The following is a 19,156-nucleotide window of genomic DNA, read 5'->3' as shown; positions in this document are numbered from 1 at the left end:
GCGGCGAGGGTTGCCTCCATGCCGCATTCAGCCGACGCCCCTTCCCGTAACCGGAGGCTTCGCCCCCGGACCCCCAGTCCTCAATCGCCGGACGGGCTGAAAGATTCGGCCCGTCCGGCGGAAAATCAAGCCCCGCCGGCGTTTGAGGCGTGGGGTTCGGGGCGAAGCCCCGGTTACGGGAAAGGGCGGGGTGGGGGAAAGTCCCGCAAGCCCGGACGCCTCGCGCCCTACCGCCGGCTCTTCGAGCCGCACGGCGCCACCGCGTTCACCCTCGGCAACCTCATCGCCCGCCTCCCCATGGGCATGTTCAGCGTCAGCGCCGTCATCATGATCGCCGGGTCCCGCGGCTCGTACGCCCTCGCCGGGGCCGTCACCGCGACCGGGCTCGCCGCCACCGCGCTCGTCGCGCCGTGGACCGCACGGCTCGTGGACCGGTACGGGCAGACCCGGATCGCCGTGCCCGCCACCGCGACCGCCGCGCTCGGCTCGCTCGCGCTGCTGCTCTGCATACGCCTCGGCGCGCCCGACTGGACCCTCTTCGCCGCCTACGCGGCCACCGCCACCACCCCCAACACCGGCGGCATGTCCCGCGCCCGCTGGGCACACCTCCACAAGGGCGACCCGGCGGCCCTGCACACCGCGAACTCCTTCGAGCAGGCCGCCGACGAACTCTGCTTCATGCTCGGGCCGGTGCTCGCGGCCTTCCTGTGCTCCGCGCTCTTTCCGGAGGCGGGCACCCTGACAGGCGCGATCCTGATGACGACCGGCGTACTGATCTTCGCGGCCCAGCGCTCCACCGAGCCCCCGGTCGTCCCGCGCCGGGCGGGGGCCCGCTCCCCGCTGCGTACGCAGGGCATGGTGCCGCTGCTCGCGGTCTTCCTCGCCACGGGCGCGGTCTTCGGTGCGCTGGAGGTCACGACACTCGCCCATCTGGACGGTCCTGTCGCGGGGTTGCTGCTGGCATTGCAGGCCGCCGGGTCGTGCGCGGCGGGCCTGCTGTACGGATCGGTCCGCCCCGCCCGCAGTCTTCCGGGCCGGCTGACAGGCTGTCTCGGCGCCATGACCGCCCTGATGGCCCTGCCGCTGCTCGCGGCCGGTACGGGCTCGGTGTACGTCCTGGCCGTCGCCCTCCTGGTGGCGGGCGCGGCGACGGCGCCGACCATGGTGACGGGCATGACCCTGGTGCAGCGGCTGACCCCGCAGGACAGCCTGAACGAGGGCATGACGCTCGCCGTCACCGCGATCCTCGGCGGCATCGCCGCCGGCTCGGCGACGGGCGGCGCGGCAGTGGAGCACCTGGGCCCGGCACACGGATACCTGGTGCCCGTTTCGGCGGCGGCGACCGCGCTGCTGGTCGCGTCAGCAGTCAGGGCCCGGCTGTCATGAGCACAGACCCGAGGCGGTACGCTGCACCGCCCCCGGAAGCGGGGGCCTACGTTCCGCTCAGGGGAGGGCCCATGGCCATCAAGAAGGCAACCATCCAGCAGCAGGTGGCGGCTGCGATTGCACAGGCCAATCCGGCCGACCGGCCGATCGTCACCATCCAGGCCATAGCAGGCCCCAGCGTATGGCTCATGAGCATGCTCGGCCTGATCGGCCAGGCCTTTCTGACGTACTACTTCATCACCGTGACCGAGCAGGCCGTGGTGGTCCACAAGGCGGGCCGGATGAGCAACCGCCCGCAGGAAATCGCCTTTGCCCTGACGCCGGCCGAGGTCACGGGAATGATCGGCGAGATCAAGCGCAACACCGTCTGGAGCTCGTTCCGCTTCCAGCTGCCCGGCCAGCCGCAGCCGACCCGGATGAATGTGCACCGCATCTGGCGCGCCGAGATGGACCAGCTGCTCGGCGTGCTGACCGGCTACCAGCCCACGGCCTGAGCAGCGCGTTCTGCATGACAAAGGCCCGGCTGTCGTGACAGCCGGGCCTTTGTCTCACATGGGATGAGTGGAGATGGCGGGAATCGAACCCGCGTCCAACGGTGCAGAATCAGGGCTTCTCCGAGCGCAGTCCGCTTCGATTTTCTCGGCCCCGGAGATCTCGCGGACAAGTCTCCGACGGGCTCAGTCACTGTTTGATTTCCCTCTACGCCCCGTGACCGGGCTTAGAGGTTTAGTTCCCTAGCTGATGCCAGGATCCGGGTCGGGAACAGCCCCGGGCTGACACCCGAAGGCCTTCGCTAGCTGCTAATTAGGCAGCGAGCGCGAAGGCGCGGGAATCGCTCTTGGAAGTGGCGATTATTGGTTGCGACATATGGTTAACGAGATCATTGCCGCTTCCTCGGCTCGCTTCCCCTGCTTCGACATCCGCTGTCGAAACCGATCATCCCCATGTTTTCCACTATTGAATTATGTACAGCTCAAGGTGGTGCACACCCCTTGCGGGGCAGGTGCCATCGTACGTGACCAACGCACGACCGTGCCAGCCTATTCCCGCGGGTCAGCCCGCCCGGCCCTGACTCAGGCCCGCTCGCGCCGCTTCGCCGCCGACATCACGCGGTCGGCCTCGCGCCGGTCCTGCTTCTCCCGGAGCGTCTGCCGCTTGTCGTACTCCTTCTTGCCCTTCGCCAGCGCGATCTCGACCTTCGCCCGGCCGTCCTTGAAGTACAGCGCCAGCGGCACGATGGTGTGCCCCGTCTCCTGCGACTTCGACTCGAGCTTGTCGATCTCCTCGCGGTGCATCAGCAGCTTCCGCTTGCGCCGCGCGCTGTGGTTGGTCCACGTCCCCTGGCTGTACTCGGGGACATGCACGTTGTGCAGCCATGCCTCGTGACCGTCGATCTGGACGAAGCCGTCCACCAGCGACGCCCGCCCCTGGCGCAGCGACTTCACCTCGGTGCCCATCAGCACGAGACCGCACTCGTAGGTGTCGAGGATGTGGTAGTCGTGCCGCGCCTTCTTGTTCTGCGCGATCAGCTTGCGCCCTTTTTCCTTTGCCATAGTGCGGCCATTTTCGCACTACGCTGCAACTTCTTTAAGACGTACCCCCGAGGCCACTCAATACCGTCTCGGCCCTCTTCTCGGCCCCCTCGCTCGCCACGAGGTCCGGGGTGATGCCCCGGCCGTCGACGCTGTGGCCCGCCGGAGTGCGGTAGTGGCCCACTGTCAGCTCGGCGACCGAGCCGTCGGGCAGTCGGCTGGGCATCTGCACCGAGCCCTTGCCGAAGGTGCGCGAGCCGACCGTGATCGCCCGGCCGCGGTCCTGCAGCGCCCCGGTGACCAGCTCGGCCGCGCTCATGGTGCCGCTGTCGACGAGGGCGACGACGGGTCTGTCGGTGTCCCCGCCAGGTGTCGCGTACAGCGCGCGCTGTTCGCCCCTTATGTCGTACGTCGCGACCAGTCCGCCGTCCAGGAAGGCCGAGGCGGCGGTGACGGCCTCGGCGACCAGGCCACCGGCATTGCCGCGCAGATCGAGCAGGACGCCGGCGCCCGCGGGGGCGTCCCGGACCGCGTCCTGCACCCGTGCGCCCGAGCCCTTGGTGAAGGAGGCGACCTTGATCATGACGGCCCCGCCCGCCAGCTGCCGAACGGTGACCGCCTCGGTGGTCAGCGTGGTGCGCAGCAGCCGCTCCGACCATCCACGGCCGTCCCGCTCCATGCCCAGCGTGACGCGGGTCCCCTTGCCGCCGCGGAGCAGCGCCACCACGTCGGTGACGGGCCGCTTGTCGACCCGGAGGCCGTCGACCGTACGCAGCCGGTCGCCGGCCCTGATGCCCGCCTTGTCGGCGGGGCCGCCGCGCTGGACCCTGGCGACCTCCACGCGACCGTTGGCCGCGCGTCTCGCCGTCAGGCCGACGCCGATGTACTCGCCGTCGAGGGCCTGCTCGAACTCCTCGTACTCGCGCTTGTCGTACACCGCGCCCCAGCGGTCCCCGCTGCGGCTGACGACGGCCTCGGCCGCTTCCGTACCGGACTTGCCGTCGGCCATCGCCTCGGCCGCGGCCCGGGCGACATCGTCGCGGTCGACGGTCGCGGCCGCGGAACCGGCGGAGAGAGACGGCGTTTTCTCGTCGTCGTGCGGCAGTGAGTTGGTGGCGGCCGCGGTGGCGAGAACGCTTGCGAAGACCAATGCCAGGGCCGCCCCGCCGCGAATGCGGCGGGGCCGAGAACAGAACTCCGGGCCCGGCATGGCGACCACTCTAGGACAAGCAAACGGCGCCGTACGGCCGTTGGCCGGACGGCGCCAGGGGTGCTTGTCACACCTTGAGGTACTTGCGCAATGCGATGAAAGCCGCAACAGCGGGCATCAGCAGACCGATCGCGAGCACCAGCGGCAGCTTGGTGAGCACCGCGTCCCAGCCGATGAAATTGACCAACTGCATCTTCTGGGACAGCGCCAGGCCATGGTCGATCATGAAGTACCGGCCGACCAGCAGCATGATGCAGGCGACACCGCCGCCGAGCAGCCCGGCGAAGGCGGCCTCCATGATGAACGGCATCTGGATGTAGAAGCTGGAGGCTCCCACCAGCCGCATGATTCCGGTCTCACGCCTACGGCTGAACGCCGAAACCCGCACGGTGTTGACGATCAGCATCATGGCGATCACCAGCATGAGGCCCATCACGCACAAGGCGGCGATTCTCATGCCGTTCATCAGGTCGAAGAGGTTCTGCAGGATGTTGCGCTGGTCCTGGACGGACTGCACCCCGTCGCGACCGGCGAAGGCGGTTGCGACGACCTTGTACTTCTCCGGGTTGTCCAGCTTGACCCGGAACGACTCCTGCATCTGGTCCGGCGTGATGGTGGAGGCGATGGGAGTGTCGCCGTACTGCTCCTTGTAGTGCTTGTACGCCTCTTCGGCCGACTCGCGCTCGACGGACGCGACGACGTCCATCTTCTTGAGATCGGCCTCGATCTGCTGCTTCTGCTGCGCGGTGACCGCTCCCTTGGCGCACTTGGGAGAGGTCGCCGCATCGTTCTTGTTGCAGAGGAAGATCGAGACGTTGACCTTGTCGTACCAGTAGTCCTTCATCGTGCTGACCTGCTCACGCATGAGCAGCGCACCGCCGAAAAGGGCGAGCGAGAGGGCTACGGAGACGATGACGGCGAAGGTCATCGTGAGATTGCGGCGGAGACCGACGCCGATCTCCGACAGGACGAACTGGGCGCGCATGGCGTCCTTTCAGTGCTGGTAGCCGTAGACGCCGCGTGCCTGGTCGCGTACGAGACGGCCCTTTTCGAGCTCGATGACGCGCTTGCGCATCTGGTCGACGATGTTCTGGTCGTGGGTCGCCATGATCACTGTCGTACCGGTCCTGTTGATGCGGTCCAGCAGCTTCATGATGCCGACGGAGGTCTGCGGGTCGAGGTTTCCGGTGGGCTCGTCGGCGATCAGCAGCATGGGGCGGTTGACGAAGGCCCGCGCGATGGCGACGCGCTGCTGCTCACCACCGGAGAGCTCACCGGGCATCCGGTCCTCCTTGCCGCCGAGGCCGACGAGGTCGAGGACCTGGGGCACGGCCTTGCGGATCTCGCCGCGCGGCTTGCCGATGACTTCCTGTGCGAACGCCACGTTCTCCGCGACGGTCTTGTTGGGCAGCAGCCGGAAGTCCTGGAAGACCGTCCCGAGCTGGCGGCGCATGTGCGGCACCTTCCAGTTGGACAGCCGGGCGAGGTCCTTGCCCAGGACATGCACCAGGCCCTGGCTGGCGCGCTCCTCGCGCAGCACCAGTCGCAGGAAGGTCGACTTTCCAGAACCGGACGAGCCGACGAGGAAGACGAACTCCCCCTTCGCGATGTCGAGTGAGACATCGCGCAGCGCGGGGCGGCTCTGCTTGGGGTAGGTCTTGGAGACGTTGTCGAATCGGATCACGGGTGCACCACGGTCGGCCGGGAGTAGGTGTGCGAGACATTACGCGAAGCGGACTCGCACGTGCAGTCAGCGTCGCGGTTTGCGTGTTTTGTCGCGTCGCGGAACGGGGGTAACCCGGCGGGGCGCGCCGAAAAGCGCGGGAGCTGGCACAGTGGTAAGGGAACAGTTGCGTTTCCCTGAGCGTTGTCGGTAGAGAACTGTGCTTACGGTCCGCATGTGCGGCTCCGACGCGCGGGAGGAGGAGAGCGCATGACCTACGACCGACTGGTGTGCGCCAACTGCGCGGCCCCGGTCATCGAGGGCCGATGCCCGGTCTGCCGGGCCAACCGCGAGCGGCTGCAGCAGGAGGGCCCCTTCGGCGGCCTGAGCCCGGCGGCTCTGCTGACCCTGCTGGTGCTGCTCATAGCGGCTGTGGTGCTGCTGGCCACGCACCAGACCGCCTGGGCGGCATAGCCCACGCAGGACGCACGGCGTACGCAAAGGAGGGCCCGGGGTGCTGAAGCGCACCCCGGGCCCTCCTTTGCGAGCTATCTCACTCAGGCGCTCAGGCGATGGTGCGACCACCACCGACGAGACGCGGCAGCATACGGAAGCCGATGCCACCGGCGATCATCGTCGCGGCACCGATGAGCAGGAAGGTGGTCTCGGCGGCGCCGGTCTCCGCCAGCTCCTCCTTGGCCTTGCCCTGCTCGACCGGCTTGGAGCCGGCGCTGTCGGTGTCGGTGTTGTCGGCGCACTTGGCACCGTCGAGGTCGACGGTGCAGGTGCCGGCGTCGCCGTCACCGCCGGTGCCCGGGTTCGCAGGGTCCTCGGACGGGTCGGCCGTCGGCTTGCCGGGCTTGTCGGGCTTGCCAGGCTTGTCGGGCTTGCCGGTGGGCTTGCCCGTCGGCTTGTCGGTGGGCTTACCGGTCGGCTTGTCCGTGGGGACATCCGTCGGGACATCGGTGGGAACATCCGTGGGGACATCCGTCGGGACGTCGGTGGGAATGTCCGTCGGGATCTCCGTCGGCTCCTCCGTCGGGTCCCCGGTGGGCTCGTCGTCGATGCCGATACCGGCGTCGATGCCGTTCGCGTCGGCGTTCGCCGACACCCCGAGGGGACCGACGTTGATGTCGACACCGACGGCCGAGGCGGCGCCCGCGGCGGTCAGCGACGCACCGGCGGCGATCACCGCGCCGGCGGCTATACGCGCCACACGGATCCGCGTCTTCTTGGTCATCTGGCTGCTACCCCCAGTAGCTAATTGTTAATGGAGCAGCGTCCGGGGCAGCCGTTGTTGGGGAGTTGAGTTCTCCCCCGTTCACACGCGCCCCAGAGATACGCATGCCGCGCGTCAGCCTTCCCACTTTTCGCGGACGCGTCAAGCTCGTTGCGCGTGCGATGTCCGGTATGAGGGAGGTTGCCTGACCTGCGAGGATGCAACTGTGACATAAAAGGGAACTGCCGCCCCCGGGGCGGCAGTTCCCTTGTCGACAAAGCGTCCTGCTACTTCTCCGTCTGCTTGCGCCAGCGAATTCCGGCTTCCAGGAAGCCGTCGATCTCACCGTCAAGTACCGACTGGGGGTTGCCCACTTCGAACTCCGTACGCAGGTCCTTGACCATCTGGTACGGGTGCAGGACGTACGAACGCATCTGGTTTCCCCAGGAGTTGCCGCCGTCGCCCTTGAGGGCGTCCATCTTGGCCTGCTCCTCCTGGCGGCGGCGCTCGAGGAGCTTGGCCTGCAGGACGTTCATCGCGCTCGCCTTGTTCTGGATCTGCGAGCGCTCGTTCTGACAGGAGACGACGATGCCGGTCGGGATGTGCGTGATGCGGACCGCGGAGTCGGTGGTGTTGACTCCCTGACCGCCGGGGCCGGAGGCGCGGTAGACGTCGATGCGCAGCTCGGTCTCGTCGATCTCGACGTGGTCGCTCTGCTCGACGACCGGCAGCACTTCGACGCCCGCGAAGGAGGTCTGGCGGCGGCCCTGGTTGTCGAACGGCGAGATGCGCACCAGGCGGTGGGTGCCCTGCTCGACGGAGAGCGTGCCGTAGGCGTACGGCGCCTTCACCACGAAGGTGGTCGACTTGATGCCGGCCTCTTCCGCGTACGACGTCTCGTACACCTCGGTCGAGTAGCCATGGCGCTCGGCCCAGCGCAGATACATGCGCTGCAGCCGCTCCGCGAAGTCGGAGGCGTCGACGCCGCCGGCCTCGGCGCGGATGTTGACCAGCGCCTCGCGCTCGTCGTACTCGCCGGACAGCAGCGTGCGCACTTCCATCTCGTCCAGCGCCTTGCGGACGTCGGCGAGCTCGGACTCGGCCTCGGCGAGGGTGTCCGCGTCGTCCTCCGCCTCGGCGAGCTCGAAGAGCACGGCAAGGTCGTCGATCCGGCTGCGCAGCGCCTCGGTCTTGCGGAGCTCGGCCTGGAGGTGCGACAGCTTGCTGGTGATCTTCTGCGCCGCGTCCGGGTCGTCCCAGAGAGACGGGGCCGCGGCCTGCTCCTCGAGCACGGCGATATCTGCCCTCATCTTCTCGAGGTCCAGGACGGCCTCGATCGACCCCATGGTCGAGGAGAGGGACTTCAGCTCTTCGGATACATCGACGACTGCCACGCCCCCAGCGTAACGGCATGCAGCGACACCCCGACCCGTCAGGCCCTGTCCGGTCCTACGGTTCCGCGGGACTGGACTGCTTCGAGTCCTGCGGGGGCGCGTCCCCGCCGTCGTCGCTCGTGGCCAGCCAGCCGCCGACGCCCACCGCCGCGGCCACGGCGAGAGCCGCGACACCCAGGGTGATGCGGCGCTTGCGCACGGCCTCCGACTTGTGGCGGGCCGAACCCGGGCGGCGCTGGCCGGGGCTACGGGGGGCGCGGGCCGTCCCGCGGGCGCCGCCTGCGAGCTCGTCCGGGGCCGGGACCCGCATCGAGGTGTGGGTGTCGCGGTTGGAGTCGGCGGGGGCGCCGCCGGGGACCAGCGGCACGGCGCCACGGCGGCGGGTTGCGCCGGGGACGGCGGGGGCCACGTCCTCGTACGGCTCCGCGGGCGGCTCGGCGTCCGGCTCGTCGACGTCCAGGGGCGGCATGCCCGCGAGCAGCGGGAGCAGATCGTGCAGCCGGGCGGCGAGCTCGGAGGCGCGCAGCCGGGAGGCCGGGGCCTTGGCCAGGCACTGGACGATCAGCTGCCACAGCTCGTCGGGGATGCCCGGGAGCGGGACCACGGTCTCGGTGACATGGCGGCGCAGTACCGCGCCGGGGTGGCCGCCGCCGAAGGGCGTGAAGCCCGCGAGGAGCTCGTACAGAACGGTCGCGAGGGCGTAGATGTCGACCGCGGCCCGGGGCGGCAGCCCCTCGACGATCTCCGGGGCGACGTAGTCCGGCGTACCGATGATCCCCGGGGGGTTCGGCGACTGTCCCCCCGTGGGACGCAGTGCCTTCGTGCGGCGCGGGGTGTCGATCAGCTTGGCGACGCCGAAGTCGGTGAGTACCGCCGGGTGGGATCCGGCCGGGCCGAGCGGGCCCTCCATGTCGAGGAGGATGTTCTCCGGCTTGACGTCGCGGTGGACGACTCCGGCGGCGTGGGCGGCCGCCAGTCCCTCAGCGACGTCGGCGATGATCGCGACGGCCGCCTCGGGGGCGAGGCGCCGCTCCCGGTCGAGGCGGGTGCGCAGATCGGTGCCGCGTACGAGGTCCATGACGAGCGCGAGGTCGTTGCCGTCGACGACGAGGTCGCGGACCGCGACGACCTTGGGGTGCTCAAGACCGAGCAGGGCCGTGCGCTCCTGTACGAAGCGTCCGACCAGCTCCTGGTCCGATGCCAGGTCCTCACGCAACAGCTTGATGGCGACGGGCCCTTCGGGTCCCTCGCCGAGCCACACCGTGCCGGCGCTGCCCCGTCCAAGGATCTGGTGGGCCGTGTACCGGCTGCCGATATTCCGTGCCAAGACTGCTCCCTCAGCGGCTGGCGTTGCCCGCTGTGTCTACCCGGGGGAAGACCCCCGGACCCCCGGCCCGAAAAGCAGGCCGGGCACCGTGACCGACGGGGACACGCGAGGCGCACCTGAGTAACGTACGCGGGCATCCGGGGGCTGTGTGCCCCGGATGACGCCAACCTTCACTTCTGCGGGGGAAATCACGCCGCAGAAGTCGACAAATCTGCAGAGTCGCTACGGCTTGGTGTTCGGGGTGTCCGAACTGCTGCCGAGGTTCGAGATCCAGTTCGTCACCTTGGAGATGCCGTCGCCGATCGCGTCCCAGTAGCTCGTGCCCGTGGCGACCCAGTCCTGGAGGAACGTCTCCCAAGCCAGCCAGCCCGCGCCGACCAGGATCAGGAGCGTGAACAGACAGCCCTTGAGGCAGCCGAGGCCCGGGATCCGCATCCTGTTGGGGTTGCGCTGCCTGGGCTGACGCGGCACGGGCTGCTGGGGCGGCGGCTGCGGGGGCGCGTACTGCTGTTGCTGCGGCGGTGGCGGGGCGTACCGCTGCGGCTGGGGCTGGGGGCGCTGCGGCTGCGGCGGGTACTGCTGCTGGTGCGGACGCTGCGGCGGCTGCTGCTGGGGCCGCTGCTGCTGGCGCTGCGGACGGCGGCGCAGCGGGTCCTGGTTCGGGTCGAGGTACTGGACCTGCGTCTGTTCGTTGCGGTCGCGGGCCGCCTGCAGCTGCGACTGCCAGGGGTGCGGGTCCTCGGGGCGCGGGGCGTTGTCGCCACGCGGCGAGCCCGGGGGTACGGGAGGCATCACCGAGGTCGGGTCGGCGGCGCCGCGTGGCCCACCGGACTGCGGAAGGCCGGTCTGCGGCATGACGCTGGTCGCGGCGTTGGGGTCGTACGAACCGGCGTTGCTCGGCAGCACCTGCGTCGGGTCGGCCGAGCCGGGGGCCCCCGGGACCGGCGCCGGCGACGGGTCGGGCGCGAGCAGCGCGGCGACTCCGAGCGCGGCCTCGACCTGTGCGCTGGAGGAGTGGACGCCGATGCCGGCTGCCACGGTGCGCAGCCCGCGGGCGAGGTTCTCGGCGCTGGGCCGCTGAGCCGGCTCCTTGCGCAGACATCGCTCTATGACCGTCCACAGCGGCTCGGGGACCGTGGTGGGGCGGCGCGGCTCCTCGCTCAGGTGGCGGTGGAGCACTTCGAGCGCGGTGCCGCCGGCGAACGGGGGCCTGCCGGTGACCAGTTCGTACAGCAGGATGCCCGCGCCGTAGATGTCGACGGCGGAGGTCTGCGGGCGGCCCTCGGCGGATTCGGGCGCGACGTAGGCGGGCGTGCCGACGAATTCGTGCGTACGGGTCAGGCCCGGGGAGTCCGCGAGGCGCGCGATGCCGAAGTCGGTCAGCATCGGGTGCATCTGGCCGTCGGCGTCGGTCTTGAGCAGTACGTTCGCGGGCTTGAGGTCGCGGTGGACGACACCGTCGGTGTGGCTGGCGGCGAGCGCGTCCGCGATCTGGGCGGTCAGCAGAGAAGCGGCGACCGGTGTGAGGGGGCCGTTCTCGCGGATGTAGCGGTGCAGGTCGGGGCCGTCGACCAGGTCCATGACGAGGGCGAGGAGATCGCCTTCGACGACGAGGTCGCGGGTGCGCACGATGTTCGGGTGGGTCAGGCGGAGCAGGACGGAGCGTTCGCGCAGGAAGCGCATCACCACGTCCGCGTCGTTCGCCAGCTCTTCCTTGAGGACCTTGATCGCGACGGTCTCGCCGGGCTGGCCGGCGACGGCCGCCTCGGCGCCCGCGGTCTCCCTCTGGCTCGCTCGCCAGACGGTGCCCGTGGCGCCGCGCCCGAGGGGCTCCTCGAGCAGGTACTTGCTGCCTACCGGCCGCACGTCATGTGCTCCCTGCTGATCGTGGTCCTTGCGTGGTCCGGAGCCCCTGTGCCCGGCCCGGGTGTCCGACCCACTTTAGTGCCGCCCCACGGGCACCGGCGGGTCGTCGCCATGTCCCCTCTTCCCGTGGTGTTCGAAAAGAAGACGCGGGCATCGTACGGATGGTTGCCGCACTGTCGTGCAGCGAACGTCACGGTCGTTCCGGATCAGACCCCAACCAGGCATTTTTACGCCCAGAGCCGACCAATCAAGATCACTTGAAGGCGGCCCCCGGGCGTGTTGTCAGTGGCAGGTGCGAGGATGCCCTCAGCACGGAGTCGTGTGGGGGGTGCCCTCTGGCGCGTCAGCGTTCAGGGGGAGTGAACCGCGCGCGCCGTGCCGACCTGCCGGGTGGGGGCGAATCACAGGGCGGCTCCTGCCGGGTACCCCGCGCAGAAGGGATTGCTGACGGCGATGCAGATCCGGCTGACCGTCCTCGCGCCGCGCGGCGGGCAATCCGCGGCGGGCTCCGCGGGGCGCGCCTCTGCGGTCGGGCGCGCGTGCGACGTACTGATCACCGCGCCTGCCGGTACGGCGCTGGCCGCGGTGGCATCCGGTCTGGCGGCGGCCGTCTCCGGGCCCGACGCCTCGGGCTCCGTCGTGCTCTACGCGGGCCAGGAGCGCCTCGACCCGCAGCGCCGCACACTGGGCGAGCCGCCGCTGGTGGACGGCGCGGTGCTCTCGCTGCAGTTCCCGGGCGAGGACGAGTCCCCGTGGACCGACGCGTGCGCTCAGCTCCATGTCGTGGCGGGCCCGGACGCGGGCGGGGTCCACCTGCTCCACGGCGGCCGGATCGACATCGGCCGCTCCGCCGACGCGGACGTTCCGCTGGCCGACCCGGACGTCTCCCGCCTGCACTGCGCGGTGACGGTGGCCGAGGACGGCCGGGTGACGGTGGCAGACCTCGACTCGACGAACGGCACGACCCTGGACGGCACCGCGGTGGGCCAGCGCCCGGTCCGGCTGCCCGCGGGAGCCTTGCTGCGCCTGGGGGAATCGACGCTGCGGCTGACGAAGGGCGCGCGGACGACGGCGCTTGCGACGACGCCGGACGGCGAGGGGCATCTTCGGATAGACAGGGGAGACGAGGCGGGCCCCGCAGCGGGCGCACCGGGCGGGCACGCTTCCGCGCGCTCTGCCGGTGGAACGCTCCGGGGCGGGCTCGCCTCTGGCGGAACGGCCCCCGCCGGGTCACGGCACGGCGGCCCGCCGACCGGCGCCGTCCCGGGCGGACACCCCCCCGAGGGACCCGCCCAGCACAGCCCCGGGCCCGACAGCACCCCCGACGGGTACGTCCGCGGCGGCTCCGCCCCGGGCGCCCCGCAGGGTTCCGCCCCCGGTGGGACCCACCCCGCAGACGGGTCCAGTACCCAGCCCCGGGTGCCCGCCCAGTACGACCCCGCCGTGCCCAGCGCGCCGACCAGCGCCGGGCAGGGCGACTCCGGGACGCTCTATGCCTACGACTCCGACGCCACGCACTCCAGGGCCGCCGACAATCAGGAGCAGCCGGCCGAGGGCCACACCGGTGGCACGCCCGCCCGCGGAACCCGGCTGCCCGACACTGGGAGCCGTCGACGGGGCATAGGTGCCTGGGCGCGGCGGCTCGCCGGAGGGCGGGACGAGGCCATTCCCCTGCTTCCGGCTCAGCCCGCGCCGGCGGCTCTCGCCGCGCCCGTCGCCGAGCGCTGGCCCGATCCCGCCGCGGTGCTGCTCACCGCGCTCGGGCCGGGGCCCCGGCTCTGGGAGCGGAGCCCGGCCCACCCCGAGTCGCTCGTCATACGGCTGGGCACCGCGGACCGGGCCGAGCTGCCCTCCGTGCCGGTGACCGTCGGCCTGCGCGAGGCCGGTTCGCTCGGGCTCGCCGGGCCGCGGGCGCGGCTGGCCGGGCTGGCCAGGTCGGCCGTCGCCCAGCTGGCCGCGCTGCACTCACCCGTGGACCTGGAGATCGTGCTGATCTCCACGGACCGGACCCGGAGCCTGGAGGAGCGAAGGGCGGAGTGGGCCTGGCTCGGCTGGCTGCCCCATCTGCGCCCCGCCCACGGCCAGGACTGCCGACTGCTGCTGGCGTACGACCGGGACCAGGCCACCGCCCGCACCGCCGAGCTCACCCGCCGCCTCGACGACGGTCCGCTCGGCCCCGGCTGGCCGTCCGCCGACCGCAGGTCGGTCGCCGACGCCGCCGCGGCGTACGAAGGGGCCCGGACCGTCGTCATCGTCGACGGCGACCCCGGCTCGGCCGTGCTGCGCGAGACGACGGCCCGGCTGGCCGGAGCGGGCTGGGCCGCCGGAATCCATCTGATCTGCCTGGCCGAGACCCCGGCCGCCTCCCCGCTCTCCCCCGTCGCCGCGACGTACGAGACCGCGTGCGCGGCCTCGCTCGCCTTCCGCGAGTGCGGAGCGGTCGCCCTGCTGAGCGGCGATGTGGCGACCGCGCTGCGGCTGATGCGTACGGCCGGCGGCCGGCCCGCGGGCCATGGCACGGTCGGCGCGGTGGACGCCGTCTCCGCGGCGTGGGCGGAGCGCTTCGGGCGGGCGCTCGCGCCGCTGCGCGCCGAGGGCACGGGCACGCACCCGAGCCGGGCCGCGGCACTGCCCCGGTCCGCGCGGCTGCTCGACGAGCTGGGGCTGGCCCGCGCCACCCCCGCGTCCCTGATGGCGCGCTGGGCCTCGGCCGGCGACGGCACCGTCGTGCTCGGCGCGGGCCCGCGCGGCCCCCTCGCCGTCGATCTGACCGAGGAGGGCCCGCATCTGCTGATCGAGGGCCCGGCGGGCAGCGGCCGCACCGAGCTGCTGCGTTCCGTCGCGGCCTCACTCGCCGCCGCGGGCCGCCCCGACCGGCTCGGTCTGCTGCTGGTCGACGGCGCGGGCGGCGAGCGCGGCGACGGACTCGCGGCCTGCATGGAACTTCCTCATGTCACCGAGCACTTGGTGGCCAGCGACCCGGTCCGGATGCGGGCCTTCGCCCAGGCCCTGGGAGCCGAGCTGAAGCGGCGGGCCGAGCTGCTGGCGGGCCTGGACTTCGCCGAGTGGCACGACCGGCGCGAGGTCGCGGACCGGATGGTCGGCCAGCGCCCGCCGAGCGCCGCCGAGCAGCGTGGTGACCTGGACTCCTCCTCCAGTGGCACGCTCCGGCTGCGCCCCGGAGCCCGTACGAGGGCCCAGGAGCCCGCTCCCCTGCCCCGCCTCGTGGTCCTGGTGGACGACTTCGACGCGCTGGTCGCTCCTGCGCTCGGCAGTCCCGGGCGCCCCGCGGCCGGTTCGGTCGTACGGGCGCTGGACGCCGTGGCCCGGGACGGCCGGCGACTGGGCATCCATCTGGTGGCGACGTCCGCCCGCCCCGACCGCACCGCCGATACGGAGATCGCGCAGGGCGCGCGGCTGCGTGCCGTGCTGGACGCGCCGCCCGCGTCGCCGGGGCCGGAGGACCCCGCTCCGGGGCGCGGCAGGCTGGGGCATCCGGACGGCCGGGTGACGCCGTTCCAGAGCGGCCGGGTGACGGGACGCATTCCGCGTACGGCGACCTTGCGTCCCACTGTGGTGCCGCTCGAGTGGGAGCGGATGGGGGATCCGCCCACCCGTCGCCCCGTGCGTGAACTGGGCAACGGGCCGACGGACTTGGCGCTTCTGGCCAGCGCCCTGGAGCGAGCTGCACGATCCGTGGATGCCGCGCCGCTGCCTCCGCTCTCGCCGGCTCACCCCTGACCGACGGCGTACTCACGCCATTGACCTGACATCACGTCACAAGGCCATTACGAATGGCTTGTTGACGGCTGGTGCGCTATTGCGACACCCGGAGACCGGGCGTACACCTGTCGGTCAGTGGGAAGGCGCACGGGACAGCGCACGGAAGAGACGGGGCAGTGATGCGCACAACTCTTCGTACGGGCAGGGCCGCAGTGGTGTTCGCGGCCATCGGCGCACTCGCCATGACCGGCTGTGGCGACAACAAGGACGACAAGGCGAAACCGGGCGGGAGCAAGGACAAGGAGTCCGCCTCGACCGTCCAACTCCCCAAGCTGAACGGCGAGAAGATAGAGGTATCCGCCGTCTGGAGCGGCCCTGAGCAGGAGAACTTCACCAAGGTCCTCAAGGAGTTCGAGAAGCGGACCGGCGCCACGGTCACCTTCGTCCCCGCGCAGGACCCGATCGTCAACTTCCTCGGTACGAAGATCGCGGGCGGCGCTCCTCCCGATGTGGCGATGCTCCCCCAGGTCGGCGCGATCCAGCAGGCCGTACAGCGCAAGTGGGCCAAGCCCGTCGGCGCGGAGGCGAAGGCGCAGCTGGCGAAGAACTACTCCAAGGGCTGGCAGGACCTCGGAGCGGTGAACGGGACGCAGTACGGCGTCTACTACAAGGCCGCCAACAAGTCCCTGATCTGGTACAACAACGCCGCCTTCGAGAACGCGGGCGCGAAGGAGCCGAAGACCTGGAAGGACTTCCTGTCGACCGCCGAGGCTCTCTCCGCCTCGGGCGTCACACCCGTCTCGGTCGCGGGCGCGGACGGCTGGACGCTCACCGACTGGTTCGAGAACATCTATCTCTCCCAGGCGGGCCCCGAGAAGTACGACCAGCTCGCCCAGCACAAGATCAAGTGGACCGATCCGTCCGTGAAGAGCGCGCTGACCACGCTCGGCGAGCTCTTCGGCAAGCCGGCGCTGATCGCGGGCGGTGCGGACGGCGCGCTGCAGACGGAGTTCCCGGCCTCGGTCACCCAGACCTTCACCGGGGGCGACCAGCCCAAGGGCGCGATGGTCTTCGAGGGCGACTTCGTGACCGTCAACATCGCCCAGACCGACGCCAAGATCGGTACGGACGCGAAGTTCTTCCCCTTCCCCGCGGTCGGCGCGCTGCCGCCGGTGGTGACGGGCGGGGACGCGGCCGTGGCGCTGAAGGACAGCAAGGGCGCGCAGGCGCTGCTGACCTTCCTGGCATCCCCGGACGCGGCCAAGATCTCCGCGCAGTCGGGTGGCTTCCTGTCCCCGAACAAGGCGCTGGACCTCGCCGCGTATCCCAATGATGTGCAGCGCGGTATCGCCAAGGCACTGATCGCGGCGGGCGACGACTTCCGCTTCGACATGTCGGACCAGATGCCGCAGTCGTTCGGCGGCACGCCCGGCAAGGGCGAGTGGAAGGCGCTGCAGGACTTCCTGAAGAACCCGAAGGACGTCGCGGGGGCCCAGCAGAAGCTGGAGTCGGACGCGGCCAAGGCGTACAAGAGCTGACGCGTGACGACCGCGGCGGCAGCGGGGGGCCCGGCGAGTCCGGTTCCCCCCGCCGACAAGCGCAAGAGCGTGACAGGCACACGTAAAATTGTCGCGGCCGGCTTTCTGCTGCCCGCGCTGGTGCTCCTGGGCGCGCTCGTGGTCTACCCGATCGGGTACTCGCTCTACCGGTCCTTCTTCGACCAGTCCGGCAGCTCGTTCGCCGGGCTCGACAACTACAAGGAGATCTTCACCGAGGACAGCATCCTGACCGCGGTCAAGAACAACGCGATCTGGGTGGTCGTGGCGCCGACCGTTTCGACGGCGCTCGGTCTGATCTTCGCCGTGCTCACCGAGCGGGTGCGCTGGGGCACGGCCTTCAAACTGATCGTCTTCATGCCGATGGCGATCTCGATGCTCGCCGCGGGCATCATCTTCCGGCTGGTGTACGAGCAGGATCCGGAGCGGGGGGTCGCCAACGCGGTCTGGGTGGGCGTCCATGACACCTTCGCCGAGTCGGCGGGCTTCCCCAAGGCGCATCCGATGCCGGTGCATCCGCTGAAGGCGGGCGGCGGCGGTTCGTTCATCACCAAGGAGCCGGTCAGCGCGGGCAAGGAAGCACTGCTGCCGCTGGTGGGTGTCGCGCCGGCGAAGATGCCGTCCGACGCGAAGCCCGCAAAGCCCGCGCAGCCGGCGGGCGGGAAGATCACCGGGACCGCGTGGCTGGACTTCACCAAGGGGGGCGGCGGCAAGCCCAACTCCATCGACGCGAACGAGCTCGGACTCAAGGGCATCAAGGTGGAGGCCGTCAAGGACGGCAAGGTGGTCGCATCGGCCAGGGCGGCCGCCGACGGTACGTTCACGCTGCCCGCGTCCGCGGACGGGGCCCAACTGCGGCTGCCCGCCGAGAACTTCAGGGAGCCGTACAACGGCGTCAACTGGCTCGGCCCGTCACTCGTCACACCGGCGATCATCGGCAGTTACGTATGGATGTGGGCCGGCTTCGCGATGGTGCTGATCGCGGCGGGGCTCGCGAGCGTGCCGCGTGAACTGCTGGAGGCGGCGCGGGTGGACGGCGCGAACGAATGGCAGGTCTTCCGCAGGGTGACCGTCCCGCTGCTCGCGCCGGTCCTCGCGGTCGTCCTCGTCACCCTGATGATCAATGTGCTGAAGATCTTCGACCTGGTCTTCATCATCGCGCCCGGGTCCGCGCAGGACGACGCCAACGTCCTGGCGCTCCAGCTCTACCGGTCCTCGTTCGGCACGGACTCGAATCTGGGGCTGGGCAGCGCCATTGCCGTACTCCTGCTGCTGCTGGTGATCCCGGTGATGCTGTTCAACATCCGGCGCATGCGAAGGGAGGCCCGCCGATGACCACGAACGACGGTGTGGTGAAGGCGAAGCAGTCCCTTCCCGCGCGGATCGCGGCGCGCGCGGGCGGTGGCGTGATGCGCGTCTTCCTCGTGCTGGTGGGCCTGTTCTGGCTGCTGCCGACCTTCGGGCTGCTGCTGTCCTCACTGCGGGGTCCTGCGGACATCGGCGAGAGCGGCTGGTGGAAGGTGTTCAGTGCGCCCGCGCAGCTCACCTTCGACAACTACTCACGCCTGCTGGACAACAAGGCGATCACGGACTCGCTGCTGTCCAGCGTGCTGATCACGGTCCCGGCGACACTGCTGGTCGTGGTGATCGGCGCCCTGGCCGGCTACGCCTTCGCCTGGATGGACTTCCCCGGCCGCGACTGGTGGTTCATCGCGGTGGTGGCCCTCCTGGTGGTCCCGGTCCAGGTCGCGCTGGTGCCCGTCTCGAAGCTGTTCGGTGCGATCGGCATCTTCGAGACGACGATCGGCGTGATCGTTTTCCATGTGGCGTTCGGCCTGCCGTTCGCGATCTTCCTGCTGCGGAACTTCTTCGCCGAGATCCCCAGAGAGCTGCTGGAGGCGGCGAGGCTGGACGGAGCGGGTGAGATCCGGCTGTTCACCCGCGTCGTGATGCCCCTGGGCGGCCCGGCGATCGCATCGCTGGGCATCTTCCAGTTCCTGTGGGTGTGGAACGACATGCTGGTCGCCCTGATCTTCGCCGACTCGCAGAGCGCGCCGATCACGGTGGCGCTCCAGCGCCAGGTGAGGCAGTTCGGCAACAACATCGACGTGCTGGCGCCGGGCGCGTTCGTCTCGATGATCATCCCGCTGGTGGTGTTCTTCGCGTTCCAGCGCCAGTTCGTGACGGGAGTCATGGCCGGCGCGGTGAAGTGACTTACGGCTGAGGGGTGTTGGCGGGCGGCGCGCACGCGTAGGGCGTGTTTGGAAGTTTCGCCCGCCG

At 70.6% G+C, this 19,156-nt stretch carries 15 protein-coding genes and 1 other RNA gene; 7 read left to right on the top strand and 9 right to left on the bottom strand.

All coding sequences use genetic code 11. The annotated features are described in order from the left end of the window. The first annotated feature begins 18 nt into the window (after positions 1-18). Positions 19-1,386, top strand: a complete 1,368-nt coding sequence (locus OG729_RS24180) for an MFS transporter (protein WP_405808066.1) — start codon at positions 19-21, stop codon at positions 1,384-1,386. Positions 1,387-1,457: 71 nt separating this feature from the next. Then, entirely contained in the window at positions 1,458-1,880 is a 423-nt protein-coding gene (locus OG729_RS24175; protein ID WP_360880054.1) for a hypothetical protein, read from the top strand. Between the two features lie 65 nt (positions 1,881-1,945). On the opposite strand, the gene ssrA is transcribed toward OG729_RS24175, so the two are convergent. The 5 genes from ssrA to ftsE form a co-directional block, all read right to left on the bottom strand. Then, positions 1,946-2,330, bottom strand: a transfer-messenger RNA (tmRNA) gene (ssrA, locus tag OG729_RS24170). Positions 2,331-2,459: 129 nt separating this feature from the next. After that, on the bottom strand, positions 2,460-2,939 hold the full coding sequence (smpB, locus tag OG729_RS24165) for an SsrA-binding protein SmpB (protein ID WP_360880051.1): 480 nt from the start codon (positions 2,937-2,939) through the stop codon (positions 2,460-2,462). A gap of 34 nt (positions 2,940-2,973) precedes the next feature. Continuing rightward, positions 2,974-4,128, bottom strand: coding sequence for a S41 family peptidase (locus tag OG729_RS24160; RefSeq protein WP_405808065.1), 1,155 nt, complete (start codon positions 4,126-4,128; stop codon positions 2,974-2,976). 67 nt (positions 4,129-4,195) lie between these two features. Next, the gene (ftsX, locus tag OG729_RS24155) at positions 4,196-5,113 is read right to left on the bottom strand and encodes a permease-like cell division protein FtsX (RefSeq protein WP_360880045.1); all 918 of its coding nucleotides are present in this window, start codon (positions 5,111-5,113) and stop codon (positions 4,196-4,198) included. Between the two features lie 9 nt (positions 5,114-5,122). After that, positions 5,123-5,812, bottom strand: coding sequence for a cell division ATP-binding protein FtsE (ftsE, locus tag OG729_RS24150; protein WP_266475950.1), 690 nt, complete (start codon positions 5,810-5,812; stop codon positions 5,123-5,125). Between the two features lie 249 nt (positions 5,813-6,061). Here ftsE and OG729_RS24145 point away from each other — a divergent pair, with 249 nt between their 5' ends. After that, complete coding sequence (locus OG729_RS24145; protein ID WP_360880042.1) at positions 6,062-6,265, top strand: hypothetical protein; 204 nt, start codon at positions 6,062-6,064, stop codon at positions 6,263-6,265. 91 nt (positions 6,266-6,356) lie between these two features. Here OG729_RS24145 and OG729_RS24140 read toward each other — a convergent pair whose 3' ends face one another. The 4 genes from OG729_RS24140 to OG729_RS24125 all read right to left on the bottom strand — a co-directional run bounded on the left by OG729_RS24140 (position 6,357) and on the right by OG729_RS24125 (position 11,597). Further along, positions 6,357-7,031, bottom strand: coding sequence for a hypothetical protein (locus tag OG729_RS24140; RefSeq protein ID WP_405808064.1), 675 nt, complete (start codon positions 7,029-7,031; stop codon positions 6,357-6,359). Between the two features lie 266 nt (positions 7,032-7,297). After that, positions 7,298-8,404, bottom strand: coding sequence for a peptide chain release factor 2 (prfB, locus tag OG729_RS24135; RefSeq protein ID WP_404723701.1), 1,107 nt, complete (start codon positions 8,402-8,404; stop codon positions 7,298-7,300). A 55-nt stretch (positions 8,405-8,459) separates the two neighbouring features. Beyond that, the gene (locus OG729_RS24130; protein WP_405808063.1) at positions 8,460-9,731 is read right to left on the bottom strand and encodes a serine/threonine-protein kinase; all 1,272 of its coding nucleotides are present in this window, start codon (positions 9,729-9,731) and stop codon (positions 8,460-8,462) included. 222 nt (positions 9,732-9,953) lie between these two features. After that, positions 9,954-11,597, bottom strand: a complete 1,644-nt coding sequence (locus tag OG729_RS24125; protein ID WP_360883124.1) for a protein kinase domain-containing protein — start codon at positions 11,595-11,597, stop codon at positions 9,954-9,956. 453 nt (positions 11,598-12,050) lie between these two features. On the opposite strand from OG729_RS24125, the gene OG729_RS24120 reads away from it, so the two are divergent. The 4 genes from OG729_RS24120 to OG729_RS24105 all read left to right on the top strand — a co-directional run bounded on the left by OG729_RS24120 (position 12,051) and on the right by OG729_RS24105 (position 19,089). Further along, positions 12,051-15,338: an FtsK/SpoIIIE domain-containing protein gene (locus OG729_RS24120; protein ID WP_405808062.1), complete on the top strand. Its 3,288-nt coding sequence runs from the start codon at positions 12,051-12,053 to the stop codon at positions 15,336-15,338. A gap of 161 nt (positions 15,339-15,499) precedes the next feature. Next, complete coding sequence (locus OG729_RS24115) at positions 15,500-16,858, top strand: ABC transporter substrate-binding protein (RefSeq protein WP_405808061.1); 1,359 nt, start codon at positions 15,500-15,502, stop codon at positions 16,856-16,858. Between the two features lie 3 nt (positions 16,859-16,861). After that, the gene (locus OG729_RS24110) at positions 16,862-18,211 is read left to right on the top strand and encodes a carbohydrate ABC transporter permease (RefSeq protein ID WP_405808060.1); all 1,350 of its coding nucleotides are present in this window, start codon (positions 16,862-16,864) and stop codon (positions 18,209-18,211) included. Then, positions 18,208-19,089 (top strand): carbohydrate ABC transporter permease, encoded by an 882-nt coding sequence (locus tag OG729_RS24105; protein WP_360883136.1) that lies wholly within the window; start codon positions 18,208-18,210, stop codon positions 19,087-19,089. Before OG729_RS24110 ends, OG729_RS24105 begins: the two co-directional genes overlap by 4 nt. Positions 19,090-19,156 lie beyond the last annotated feature (67 nt).

It is taken from the genome of Streptomyces sp. NBC_00210 (genome assembly GCF_045160975.1).
Taxonomy (GTDB): Bacteria; Actinomycetota; Actinomycetes; order Streptomycetales; family Streptomycetaceae; genus Streptomyces.
Note: the sequence above shows the minus strand (reverse complement) of the source record. Positions and strands in the feature narration are given on the sequence as shown.